Annotated in this window: 3 protein-coding genes; 2 read left to right on the top strand and 1 reads right to left on the bottom strand. The window is 67.4% G+C overall.

The window, feature by feature from the left end; all coding sequences use genetic code 11:
• The first annotated feature begins 105 nt into the window (after nucleotides 1-105).
• Both G6N55_RS26240 and G6N55_RS26235 read left to right on the top strand, forming a co-directional pair.
• The gene (locus G6N55_RS26240) at nucleotides 106-1,266 is read left to right on the top strand and encodes an acyl-CoA dehydrogenase family protein (RefSeq protein WP_085220689.1); all 1,161 of its coding nucleotides are present in this window, start codon (nucleotides 106-108) and stop codon (nucleotides 1,264-1,266) included.
• Nucleotides 1,267-1,273: 7 nt separating this feature from the next.
• On the top strand, nucleotides 1,274-2,380 hold the full coding sequence (locus G6N55_RS26235) for an acyl-CoA dehydrogenase family protein (protein ID WP_085220690.1): 1,107 nt from the start codon (nucleotides 1,274-1,276) through the stop codon (nucleotides 2,378-2,380).
• A gap of 48 nt (nucleotides 2,381-2,428) precedes the next feature.
• Here G6N55_RS26235 and G6N55_RS26230 read toward each other — a convergent pair whose 3' ends face one another.
• Entirely contained in the window at nucleotides 2,429-13,483 is an 11,055-nt protein-coding gene (locus G6N55_RS26230) for a type I polyketide synthase (RefSeq protein WP_085220691.1), read from the bottom strand.
• Nucleotides 13,484-13,652: the final 169 nt, after the last annotated feature.

Here is a 13,652-nt window from a genome sequence, read left to right as displayed (position 1 = left end):
ACAGCCTCCGATGGGTCAAGATGGAAGCCGGAGCGCACGACCGGGCGGGGTCGCCCATCCGTCTAAAAAGCGGTCGCCACGCTCAACCCAGGCAAAGGAGTCCGCATGCAACTGGCGCTGACACCGGAGGAAGCCGCATTCCGCGACGAGCTCCGCACCATCTACACCACCAAGATTCCGCAAGAGATGCGCGATCGGGTACGCCAGGGTTCGGCGGAAGTCGTCCACGACGACATCGTCACCAGCCACAAGATCTTGCACGAACACGGCCTGGCGGTACCGAGCTGGCCGGTCGAGTGGGGCGGCAAGGACTGGACGCCCACCCAGCACCAGATCTGGGCCGACGAGATGCAATTGGCATGCGTCCCGGAGCCGCTGAACTTCAACACCAAGATGGTGGGCCCGGTGATCGCCGAGTTCGGGTCGCAGGAGATCAAGGAGCGCTTCCTGCCGCCGACGGCCAGCCTCGACATCTGGTGGTGCCAGGGCTTTTCCGAGCCCGAAGCCGGCTCCGACCTGGCGTCGCTGCGTACCACCGCGGTGCGTGACGGCGACAGCTACGTCGTCAACGGCCAGAAGACGTGGACCACGCTGGGCCAGTACGCCGATTGGATCTTCTGCCTGGTCCGCACCGACCCGCAGGCGCCCAAGCGTCAGGCCGGCATCTCGTTCCTGCTCTTCGAGATGAACACGCCGGGCATCACCGTGCGACCCATCAAGACGATCGACGGCGGGCACGAGGTCAACGAGATTTTCTTCGAAGACGTCCGCGTTCCCGCCAATCAGCTTGTCGGAGAAGAAAACAAGGGCTGGACATACGCGAAGTTCCTGCTGGGCAACGAACGCACCGGCATCGCCGGCGTGGGGCGGACCAAGGTGCGCCTCGCCGAGGTGAAGAAATTCGCGGCGCAAGCCGGGGTGCTCGACGACCCCCTGTTCGCGGCCCGGTTGGCCGAGGCCGAAAACGAGCTGCTGGCACTGGAACTCACCCAGTCGCGAGTGGTGACGGATTCCGCGGACGGACAACCCAACCCGGCGTCGTCGGTGCTCAAGCTGCGCGGCAGCCAATTGCAGCAGATCGCTACCGAGCTACTTGTCGAGGTGGCCGGCCCGGACGCGCTGCCCTGCGACGGGGAAGGCATCGCGTCCCCGGACTGGGCGCAGCACAGTGCACCGCGCTACCTCAACTACCGCAAGACGTCGATCTACGGCGGCAGCAGCGAGGTACAGCGCAACATCATCGCGTCCACCATTCTGGGATTGTGAGGCAGCCATGGACCTTCAGTTGACCGACGAGCAGAGCCTGCTGCGCGATACCACCCGCGATCTGCTGTCCCGCAGCTACGACCCGGAGAGCCGCAACAAGGTCATCGGCTCCGATCTCGGCTGGAGCCGTGAGGTCTGGAGTCAGCTCGCCGACACCGGAATTCTCGGCCTGGGCTTCGACCCGGACGAGGCAGGCCAGATCGAGATCATGGTCGTGCTCACCGAGGCCGGGCGGCGGCTGGCTCCCGAGCCGATCCTGCACGCCGCGCTGGCACCGGGCGCGCTGATCGCCGAGCGGGGCACCGACACCCAGAAGGAACAGCTCGACGACGTCGCGGCGGGCCAGCGGCTACTGGCCTTCGCCCACTTGGAGCCGGGCCACCGCAAGCCGACCACGACGGTCACCACTCAGGCTGTACGGCAAGGTGATTCATGGACGTTGACCGGACGCAAGAACCCCGTGCTCGCCGGGGACTGCGCCGATGCGTTGGTGGTCAGCGCCGCATTGCCAGACGGAGGTACCGGCCTGTTCCTGGTGGACGCGAACGCGGTCACCCGTCACCCGTTCCGGACCTTCGACGGACAACGCGGTGCGCAGATCGACTTGGACGGCGCACCCGCCGATGCGTTGGGCGAGGCAATCGACGCATCGGGTGCCATCAGCGGTGCGATCGTTCGCATCCAGTCGGCGCTGTGCGCCGAGGCGGTCGGGGCGATGGAGGAAGCGCTGCGGCTGACCACCGATTACCTCAAGACGCGCAAGCAGTTCGGTGTCACGCTCAATAATTTCCAGACACTGACCCAGCGAGCCGCGGACATTTATGTGTCGCTGGAAATGGCACGCAGCATGAGCCTGTACGCCGCGATGTCGATCGCCGACGGCAACCTCGACCCGCTGATCGCGTCGCGGGCCAAGGTGCAGATCGGCCGCTCGGGCCGGCACATCGCGCAGGAGTCGATCCAGATGCATGGCGGGATCGGCGTGACCGCGGAATATCCGGTGAGCCACTACGCCGCCCGGCTCACCGCGATCGAGCACACCCTGGGCACCTCGGGCGATCACGTGCACAACCTGATCGACCACCTCGGCGACTACGACTTGGCCCGGCTCTAGCGCTTTCACCGGCCGAACGTCGAGTTGTTGGGCCGAGACGTCGACTTTTCACCCGACAAGTCGACGTTCGGGCGGCCCTGACTGCCCCGACTCCGGTTCCGTCACCGATTGCGGCTCCTCCGCCGGCGATTCCGGCGACTCCGGTGCCGCAACCGATTCCGGGCTCGCGTCTGCCGCCGACTCCGCGTCGGGCAGCTGAGCCACCAGATACTCGGCCAGCCCCCCGATGGTCGGATAATCGAATACCGCGGTGGCGTTGATCGTGAACTTGCCGCCGAACTGACTGTGCAATCGGTTGCGCAGTTCGATCGCCATCAGCGAATCCGTGCCCAGGTCCAGGAACCGACTGGTGGCGGCCGGCGGTTGCGCGAGCCGCAGGAAGTTCTGCACCTCGCGCTGCAGGAACTCGGTCACGAAGCCGGCGCGCTGCGGCACCGGTACCTCCATCAGCTGCTTGAGCAGCTCGCTGTCGCCCGTCACTTCCCCGACGGCGATGGGCAACACGAGGTCGAGGATCGGTGGACGCGAACTGCCCAGCACCTTCGCGGCACGCTGCCAATTGGCCTTGAGCACGGTGGCCTGCCCGGTTCCGTTGGCGACAACCTCGCCCAGCGCGCTCAGCGCCGCCGACGGTTCCAGCGGAATCAGGCCCTGCGCAGTGATATTGGCGATCGCGGCCTCCGACGAGGCCATCCCGCCCTGAGCCCAGGGACCGAAATTGACCCCGGTGGCGGGCAGACCTTGCGCCCGTCGTTGCGCGACCAGACCGTCGAGCAGCGCATTGGCGGTCGCGTAGTTGGACTGACCCGGCGAACCGAACAAGCTGGACACCGAGGAGGACACGATGAAGAAGTCCAGCTCGTCGTCCCTCGTCAGCCTGTCCAAATGGCAAGCCCCGAACGCCTTGGGCGCCAGCGTCGTTCGGAATCGCTCCAGGCTCTGGGCGGACAGCAGTGCATCGTCGAGCACGCCGGCCAGATGGGCCACACCCGCCAGCGGCGGCAGTCCCGCGCGGATGCGCTCCAGCAGCTTCGCGACCTCAGACTCGTCGCCGACGTCGGCGGCGAAGACGTGGATGCGGCACTTATAGCGCTCGGCGATCTCCTCGATCAAGCGCTGCGCGTCCGCATCGGGGCCGCGCCGGCTAGTCAACACGATGTCGCCGGCCCCGAGCTGGGCCAGATACGACGCTGTGTGCAGGCCGATCGCGCCCAGCCCGCCGGTGATCAGATAGGTCCGATCGGCCCTCGGCTGCAACGGATTCGGGATCTGCACCACGATTTTTCCGATGTGCCGTGCCTGCTGCATGCGGCGGAACGCGGCCCTCGCTTCGGTGAGCGGGTAGATCTCGGCGGGCAGTGGCGTCCACTCGCCCTTGCCCAGCCCCTCCGACACCTCGGTCAACAGGCCACGAATACGCTCCGGCTCTTGGAAGGTCACCGTGTCCAGCGCCACGATCTCGTAGGCGATGTCGGGGCGGACCTCCGCCATCTGTGCGTGAGTCCAGATGTCGCGTTTGGCGATCTCGGCGAACCGGCCGTTCCGCGCGGTGGCCCGCACGGTCGCCTCGAGGAAGCCTTCGTTCGTCAGGCTGTTGAGCACCACGTCGACGCCGGCACCGTCAGTGTCGGCAAGGATCTGGTCGGCGAAATCCGTTGTACGCGAGTCATACACGTACTTCACACCTAAATTGCGCAGCGTCGCGCGTTTGTAGGTGCTGGCCGTGGCGAAAACCGTGGCACCGCACCGCTGCGCCATCTGGATCGCGGCCAGGCCGACACCACCGCTGGCGGCGTGAATCAGCACGCGATCACCGGGCTGCACCCGCGCCCAGTCGAACGCGAGCCGGACCGTCAATGCCGCGGCGGGAATCGTCGCCGCGGCCACCGCGCTCACGCCGGAGGGAATCGGCGCCAGCAACTGAGCCGGCACATTGAAGCGGCTGGCGAACGCGCCCTGCATGAAGCCGTAGACACGCTGGCCCACCTCGAGTCCGGTTACCCCACTGCCCAATTGGGTAACGGTTCCGGCGAAGTCGCCGCCGATCGGACCCGGGTCACCCGGGTAGAGGCCAAGCACGTTGAGTACGTCCCGGAAATTGAGGCCGGCGGCCTCCACCCGGACCTGCACATAGCCCTCGTCCGGCGCCGGCACCTCCGCCTGGGTCAGCCGCAGATTGTCGATCGCGCCGCGTTCGGTGGGTGCCAGGACGTAGTCCGACGAGCGCGGCACCGTGAGATGACCACTGCGCGCCCACGGCAGCAGCCGCGAGGCCAGCAACTTCCCTTGGCGCAGCGCAAGTTCCGGTTCGTCAACCGGCGTGGCCAACAGGCCGGCCAGCGCCCGCACCGCCTCCTCGGATCCGTCGCAATCGACGAGCCGGCAACGCAGCCCTGGTTCCTCGTTGATCGTGGTCCGCCCGAATCCCCACAGCGCCGCCTGCACCGGATCGACTGGCTCACCGGATTCGGTGGCCACGGCCCGCTCGGTGATGATCCACAGTCCGCCAGGCAGTTTCACCTGGCCGGTTTGGACCGTGTGCACAGCACTGAGCAGGTTCGCGATTTCGGTCTCGATCCGCGCGGCGCCCTGGGCGCTGGACTCTGCGCGGTTCGGCGCGGCGCTGCGCCAGACGACGCCGGAGAAGGGCAGACCACGCTCGTGCGCCTGTGCCAACAGCTGCCCGAGGAGCTCCGGATCGGTGTTCCGGTCGAACGGGATGCAGCCCGGCACATTGGCGGCCAGTTCGTCGAATCCCGCAATCAGCCAGGTGCCGTTGAAAACCGCGGCCTCCTCGTCCGGCGCCGGTGCCGGCACCTCATGCCAGCCGAGGCTGTAGAGCAGCCGGGTGGCATCGCCGCCCAGACCGCGCAGCAGGGCCTCGCGGGGTGCTCGCTTAACCGTGAAGTCGCGAATCCCGCCCAGCTGCCGGCCATCTCGATCGAGGTATTCGAGATCGAAGACCTGGGTTTCGGCGTCGAGCGCACTGGTGTGCCACTTCGCGCGGCAGTAGAACCGTCGGGGCATCTTCTCCCGCAGCGTCACCTGCCCGTAGCGCAGCGGCAGGAACAGATCGTTGACGCCCTGTTCGGCCGCGAGAAGTGCCGGGAACGCGGGGAAGGCGACACCGGTGCACAGGTCCATCAGCACCGGGTGCATCGGCTCGGCGCCGAGTTGCTCGGCGAGTTCTTCGCCGACGACGATGTCGCCGATCGCCTCTCCCTCACCGAGCCACAACGACTTCAGCGAACCGGACCAGGTCGGACCCCACGCCAGCTCCAAGTCGGCGAAGGTCTCGAACAGCTCCTGCGGCCGCATCCGGTTCAGCTGCTCGATCGCTTCGTCGACCGGATCCGCCTCCTCGGCTTCCGGCTCGTCGTCAACCCCGGAGATCACGGCGCCTTCGGCATTCAACGACCACTCGGCGCCGCGCTCGCCGTACTGGCGGCTGTGCACCTGGAATTTCCAGCCATCGCCGTCCTCCTGCGGGTGCAACGTCAGCTGCACCTCACGAGAACTCTTCTCCGGCAAGATGATCGGCTCGTAGAAAAAGACGTCCTTGGCCCGTACCGGCGTACCGACCGCGGCCAACGCCATCGCCGCGTACGTCGCCCCGGGGACGACGACGGTGCCGTAGATGACGTGGTCGCAAAGCCACGGCTGCGACTTGACGGACAACCTGCTGGTGTACACCGAGTCGCCGGAAGCGAGATCTTTGGCACTGCCCAGGATTCCGGACACCGCGGGGCCGTCGACGGCGATGCCCGACGACTTGGGCCAAAAGCGACGGCGTTGGAACGGATAGGTGGGCAGTTCGAGGCCGCGTCGGGCGTGACGATGCAGCGCGGCGAAATCGGGCCGGTGCCCGCCGATGTAGGCCATGGCCAGCGCGTCGGCGATCTGGCGCCGATCGCCAACGCCCTTGCGCAGCGAGACGATCGCCCGCGGTGCGGCCAGGTGCTCCGGCCAGACCTGCACCGCCGCCGCGGTCAGCACCGGTTGCGGACCGATCTCCATCACGACCGAGCACCCGAGGGCCGCCACGGTGCGCACACTTTCGGCGAACTGCACCGGCTGGCGGGAATGCCGCCGCCAGTACCCCGCGTCCAGCGGGGTCTGGGCCGTGAGCACGGCGCCGGTACGGTTGCAGACCAGCGGCAACGTCGGCGCAGCGAACTCCAATTGGGCCGCGTACGACTCGAATTCGTCGAGCACGGGGTCCAGCAGCTCCGAGTGAAACGCGTGGCTGGTCTCCAGCCAGGTGCAGCGGATCCCTTCGTCACTGAACCTGGCGACGATCTGTTCGAGGTCGTCGGCCGGACCCGAGAGCACGGTGTTGGGTCCGTTGTAGGCACCGACCGACACCCGCGGGAATTCACCGGCGATCTGCTCGACGTGCTTGGCGTCGTTGAACACCGCCACCATTCGGCCGCCTTCGGGCAGGCTGCCGAACATCCGGCCGCGCTCTGCCATCAGTCGTGCGCCGTCCTCGATGCTGAAAACACCGGCCACACATGCCGCAGCGTACTGGCCCACGCTATGCCCCAGCACCACGTCGGGCTCGATGCCCCACGACTGCCACAACCGCGCCAGCCCCATTTCGACAGCGAACAGCGCCGGCTGGGCAAACGACGTGTGCCGCAACGCTTCTCCGGATTCGCGGTCGGTGGCGAACAGCACCTCCAGCAGCGGGCGCGGCAGCAGGTCCTTGATCGCGTCCGCACACCGTGTCACGGTTTCAGCGAAAACCGGTTCGGTGTCGAACAATTCACGCGCCATCCCGGGATACTGGCTGCCCTGCCCGGTGAACAGCCAGGCCGTGGTCGGGAGGTGCGTGTGCTCGCCACGCACCACACCGGGGCGCAGCCGATTCTCGGCCAACTCGGCCAGGCCTTCGCGCGCGCCCTCGACCGAATCCACCACCAGCGCGGCGCGATGCTCGAAGTGTGAACGGCCCGTCCCCGCGGTGAGGCAGACGTCGGCGAGGTCGACGTCCGGATGCACGCTCAGCCAGGACTCGTAGCGCCGCGCCAACTCCACCAGCGCTTCCGGTGATCGGGCGGACAGCGCCAGCACAGTGACCGGCTGCCCGCCAGTGTCGACGACCGCCGAATCCGACGGATCCGCGGGGGATCCCGCTCGGGCGGGCGCCTCCTCGATCAGCACGTGCGCATTGGTGCCGGTGAACCCGAACGAACTCACGCCGGCGCGCCGCGGCCTGCCGTTGGCCTGCCACGGGGTCGACTCGCGCACCACCCGCACCGGCAACGCATCCCAAGGGATATGCGGCGACGGGGTGTCGAAATGCAGGCTCTGCGGCAGCAATTCGTGCTGTAGCGACAGCACGACCTTGATCAGACCGGCCGCGCCCGATGCCGACTCGGTGTGTCCGATATTGGTCTTCACCGATCCCATCAGCAACGGTCGGTCCGCGTCACGCGAACCTCCGTAGGCGGCCGCGGCCGCCTGCACCTCGATCGGATCTCCCAGCGGGGTACCCGTTCCGTGCGCCTCGAGGTAGTCGACATCCCCGCCTGCCAGGCCCGCGCGCGTCAGCGCCGTCCCGATGAGTCGTTGCTGTGCACCACCATTGGGCACCGTCAATCCACTGGAAGCGCCATCCTGGTTGACCGCGCTGCCGGGAATCACGGCCAGGACCCGATCGCCGTCGCGCTCGGCGTCGCCGAGCCGCTTGAGCACGAGAATTCCGCAGCCCTCACTGCGCACGTAGCCGTCGGCGGAGGCATCGAAGGTCTTGCACTTACCGACCGGGGAAAGCATCCGGGCGCGTGAGGCCGCGATGACCGTCACCGGAGAGAGCAAGACGTTGACACCGCCGGCCACCGCGAGGTCACAGTCGCCGGAGTGCAAGGCCTGGCACGCCTGATGGACGGCCACCAGGGCCGAACTGCAAGCGGTATCGACCGCCACGGCCGGCCCTTCGAGTCCGAGCGCGAACGCAACGCGACCCGAAATGGCGTTGAGCGCATTGCCGGTGATGAAGTACGGCTCGATCTTGTCGATCGGCTCCGCCGACAGCAGGTGCGCATACTCGTTAGCCGCCACCCCGGCGAAAACGCCGGTCCGGCTGCCGCGCAACGCCGCCGGTGAGTACCCGGCGCGTTCCAGCCCCTCCCATACCGTTTCGAGCATCAGCCGCTGCTGCGGTTCGATCCAGACCGCCTCGCGCGGGGAGATGCCGAAGAATTCCGGATCGAACCCGTCGATTCCATCGAGGAATCCGCCGAAGCGCGTGTAGGTCTTGCCCGGCGTCTCGGGATCCGGGTCGTAGAACTCGTCGATGTCGAATCGGTCCTCCGGGACTTCCCGGATCGCATCGACACCGCCGGATAGCAACTCCCAGAAGGCTTCTGGGTCGGGCGCGCCGGGGAAACGGCACGACACCGCGATGATCGCGATCGGCTCGTCGGTGCGAGTCGTCACCGCCGACGCCGGCTGGGGCGCAGACTTGGCTTGCCCGCTGAGCCCGAGCACCTCGTCGAGCAGATAGTCGGCCACGTCGGACAGCCGGGGATGGTCCATCGCCAGGGTGGCCGGTATCTCCTTGCCCACCCCCTGCTCGATGCGGCGCCGCAATTCGACGGCCATCAGCGAATCCATGCCGAGGTCGAAGAACCCCGCGTCCTCGCGGATCTCCGCGGCATCCACGCGCGTGATCTCCGCTACCGCCTCGCGCAGGTAATCGGTCAGAAGTCTCTTGCGCTGCTGCACCGGCGCGCTCGTGAGCCGCTCGACCAATTGTGTTTTCCCAGAAGGCAGCACGGCCGGCACCGCATCGGGCACCTCGCGCTCCAACTCCGCCAGGAATGCCCGGCGGCCGGCTTGCTGATAGAGCGGCAGGAAACGGGTCCAGTCGATCCGGGCTACCACACCCTGAGCCGACGAAGAGGCCACGACATCGGCCAGGCCGGCCAGTGCATCGGCAGGTGATAGCGTCCGGACCCCGCGCTGATCCAGCCGGGCACGAGATTCCGCGTCGGCCATGCCGGCCGACCAGGGTCCGAAGTTGACGCTGATCCCGGCGGTGCCCTGCTCGCGCAGGCGCCAGGCCAGCCCGTCGAGGAATGCGTTGGCCGCGCCGTAGGCGGTCTGGCCGTATCCGCCCCACACCGAGGCGATGGACGAGGTGGTGATGAAGAAGTCGAGCTGCAAATCAGTCGCGGCTTGGCTCAAATACCAAGCACCCCAAACCTTCCCAGCGAAGACCCGGTCGACTTCGGCTTGATGGGATTCGTAGTCCAGGCTGCTCAGCGGCGTGGTACCGATCTCGCCCGCGGCATGGACGATGCCGGCCAGCGGCGGTAACTCGGCCTGCACGCCTGCCAGCAGGCGTGCGACGTCGTGCGCGTCGGCGACATCGGCGGTAACGACCCGGACTTCGCAGCCATACTGTTCGCCGAGCGCATCGATGCGCTGCTGTGCGGCCTCGCTGGGCGCGCGCCGGCTGGTCAGCACCAGCTGGGTGGCGCCGTGTGCAGCCAGGTAGCCGGCGATTTCCAGCCCGACCGATCCCAGCCCGCCGGTCACCAAATACGTTGCGTCATCGCGCAGTTCCAGCGGCGACCCGATCGGCTGACCGTCCCGCCGAACCAGCCGGGGCACGTAGACGCCTTGATCGCGAAGCGCGATCTGGTCTTCCCTGAGCTCGCTCGGCGTCGCTATCGCGTCGATGAAGTGAGCCCACTCGTCGGCGCCGGCCTGCGCCAGATCTGCCAGCCCGCCCCACAGCTGCGGATGCTCGAGCGACGCGGCACGTCCGAAGCCCCACAGTGAGCTCTGCTCCGGCGCCACGGTGTCCGCGTCGGTAACTCGCTGCGCGCCACGGGTTACCACCCAGATCGGGGTGCGCAAATCGGCGGCGACCGCCGCGCGGAAGAGTCGCCGCGTCCCACCCAGGATCCGGTGTTGCATCCGCAACAGCGACTGCATCGACGGGGCGTCCTCGGAGTCCACCGCCGCGACGAGCACGACACGTAGTGTCGAATCCGCGGCGCGCAATACATCAGCGAGCTGTTCGGTGTCGGCATCCGACGTCGGCAACCCGACGAACCGGTGCTGATGTCCACGGGCGACGAGCTCGCCGATTAGCGGCCGAAGCGCCGGGGAGTCCTCGCCGACGAGAAGCCAGCTGGACCCCTCGCCGACTCCCGCACCGGACAGGCGGGCCGTAGCGTTCTCCCAACGGATCTCGTAGCGGTCGTCGGCGATGGACTGGGTGGTCCGTTCCTGGTTGTGTTGTGCGGCAAGTTTGGTAAGCACCTTCAGGGTCCGATGATCGCGTGCACCCCCGAGCAGGGCCGCGAGTTCCTCGATCCGGCCGTCCTCGAGAAGGCGGACGGCCTGGGTACGCGCGGAAAGCTGCGGTTGTTGGCCGACCGGTTCCTGATTGTCGCGGAACCAGTACCGACGATGCTCGAACGGATAGGTGGGCAGGTCGAGTTTGTGCGCATGCGGCCGCCGGAAGGTGTCGAAATCGGGCAGGTGGCCCAGGACATACGCCTCGGCAACGGCTTCGGTGATCTGTCGATGGTCGGCGGTGTTCCGGCGCAGCGACGTGATCGCCCGCGGCGCGGTGGCCGGGTCGGGCCAGGCACTCAGGGCCGCGGCGGCGAGCACCGGCCGCGGGCCAATCTCGAGCAATACCTTGCAATTGAGCTCGGCCAGGGTGTGCGCACTCTTGGCGAATTGCACCGGCTGACGCGCGTGACGGCGCCAGTACGCGCCATCGAGGCGCACGCTGCGGCCGAGCGCGACGCCGGTGCGATTGTCGATCAGAATCCGTTGTGGTGTACCGAATTCGAACTGATCCGCATACCACTCGAATTCGTCCAGAATCGGATCCAGCAGCGCCGAGTGAAATGCGTGGCTGGTGTCGAGCCAGTCACACCGGACACCGTCGGCCGCCAGCGGAGCCACCGCCTTCTCCAGATCCCCTGCGGGGCCGGATAATACGGTGTTCGCACCGTTGTAGGCCGCGACCGACAGACTCGGGAACTCGTTGGTCAGGTTCTCGATCCGATCGGCGGCGGCAAACACCGCGACCATCCGCCCGCCCGCGGGCAAACTTCCGAAGAGGCGGCCGCGTTCGGCCATCAGCCGGGCGCCGTCCTCGAGACCTAGCACGCCCGCGACACAGGCCGCCGAATACTGTCCGACACTGTGGCCCAGCACGACGTCTGGTTCGAAGCCCCACGACTGCCAAAGACGGGCCAGTCCCATCTCGACCGCGAACAACGCGGGCTGCGCGTACGACGTCTGCCGCAGCGTCGCTTCGCTGTCCGGGCTGTCCATATCGAAAATCAGCTCGATCAACGGCTTTTCGAGAACATCGGCGACCACTGCGGCGCAACGACTCAGCGTCTCGGCGAACACCGGCTCGGTGTCGAACAACTCCCGGGCCATGCCGGGGTACTGGCTGCCTTGACCGGTGAACAGCCAGGCCGTCTTGGGTGTGTCATGAGATTCACCGCGGAACAAGCCCGGTGCGGGGCGGTCGTCCGCGAGTGCGCCGAGTAGCTCCATCGCGGATTCTCGCGAATTGACCACCAACGCGGCGCGGTGCTCCAAGTGTGCGCGCCCCGTCCCGGCGGTGAGGCACACGTCCGCCAGGCCGGCCTCCGGGTGTGCGCTCATCCAGCTGCGGTATTCATCGGCGAGCCGCACCAGCGCGGCGGGCGTTCGCGCCGAGAGCGGAAGAACGCTGAACCGCCGGCCCCCGGGTTGCTCGACCGGGACCGGTGCCGTGAGAGGCTGCGCCGCCTGCTCGGGCGCTTCGGACACAATGACGTGCGCGTTCGTTCCGGCGAACCCGAATGAGCTGATACCCGCGATGCGCGGGCGCCCGTTGCGTTCCCAGGCCGTGGCCTCCTTGACCACCTGCACCGCCAGCCGATCCCAGGGAATGTGCGGCGACGGGTTCTCGAAGTGCAGGTGCCGCGGCAGCAACTCGTTCTCGAGCGAGAGAATGACTTTGATTACACCGGCGATTCCCGCGGCCGCCTCCAGGTGACCGATGTTCGTCTTGACCGAGCCCATCAGCAGTGGTTGGCCGGCTTCGCGCCCGGCGCCGAGCACCGCGCCCGCGGCCTGGGCCTCGATGGGGTCACCCAGCGATGTCCCGGTGCCGTGTGCCTCCAGATACCCGACGTCGTGGGGTTCGAGGTTGGCGCGCTTCAGCGCCTCGGCGATGACCCGCTGCTGGGCAACGCCGTTCGGGACGGTCAATCCACCCGACGCACCGTCCTGGTTGATCGCACTGCCGCGGATCACGGCCCGAATCCGGTCGCCGTCGCGAATCGCGTCCTCGAGGCGCTTGATCACGATGACGCCGCATCCTTCGCCGCGCACATAGCCGTCCGCGGCCGCATCGAACGTCTTGCAGCGGCCGTCCGGCGCGAGCATGTGAGCGCTGGAGAAGGTGATCATGGTCGCCGGGGTGAGCAGGACGTTCGCACCGCCGGCCAGCGCGAGGTCGCATTCTCCCAACAGCAGCGCCTGGCACGCCTGATGGATGGCCACCAGCGACGAGCTGCACGCCGTATCGACGGCGACCGCGGGACCCTGCAGCCCCAGTCGATAGCTGATCCGGCCCGCCGCGGCGGCGCTCGACGTCCCGATGGCCATGTAGGCCTCGATCTCGGGGTAAGTCAGCTCGTCGGAAGCCATTCCGAGGTAGTCGTGGGTGGCCAGACCGACGAAGACGCCAGTGTTGCTGTTGGCCAGCGCCGTTGGCGCGGTGCCCGAATGCTCGACGGCACGCCATGCCGTCTCCAGCAAGATCCGGTGTTGCGGATCCATCAATCTGACCTCGCGCGTCGACATACCGAAGAACGGCGCGTCGAAGCCCGTCACGTCGTCGACGAAACCCGCGCGACGGGTCACCACCTTGCCCGGTGCGCCGGGTTCCGGGTCGAAGAATTCGTCGACGTCCCAGCGGTCCTGCGGTACCTCGGAGATCGCATCCCGACCGTCGCGCAACACATCCCAGAACTCGTCCGCATCCGCAGCACCCGGAAAACGGGCGGCATAGCCGACGATTGCAAAACCCGAGGTCTGCTCTCTCAGATCTTCCACGGATGCCATGTCCTTGACCTCCCCTGCCTTGGCCGATGAACAGTTCGACCCCACCCCCGGCCCCGATTGCGCTTCAGAAGCAACTTTCCGACGGCCAGCACCGCGATTGCAGTGCTCCCACCGCGCAACGACAACCAGTGCGGCTGCCGCCCTGCGTCTCTCGCCCGGCCGTCCGATC

The sequence above is a fragment of the Mycobacterium florentinum genome (genome assembly GCF_010730355.1).
Classification (GTDB): Bacteria; Actinomycetota; Actinomycetes; order Mycobacteriales; family Mycobacteriaceae; genus Mycobacterium; species Mycobacterium florentinum.
This window is presented reverse-complemented; position numbering and strand designations above follow the sequence as displayed.

Coding starts and splice junctions, on each gene's coding strand:
- G6N55_RS26235 (WP_085220690.1), top strand. CDS start 1,274: ATGGACCTTCAGTTGACCGACGAGCAGAGCCTGCTGCGCGATACCACC.
- G6N55_RS26230 (WP_085220691.1), bottom strand. CDS start 13,483: ATGGCATCCGTGGAAGATCTGAGAGAGCAGACCTCGGGTTTTGCAATC.
- G6N55_RS26240 (WP_085220689.1), top strand. CDS start 106: ATGCAACTGGCGCTGACACCGGAGGAAGCCGCATTCCGCGACGAGCTC.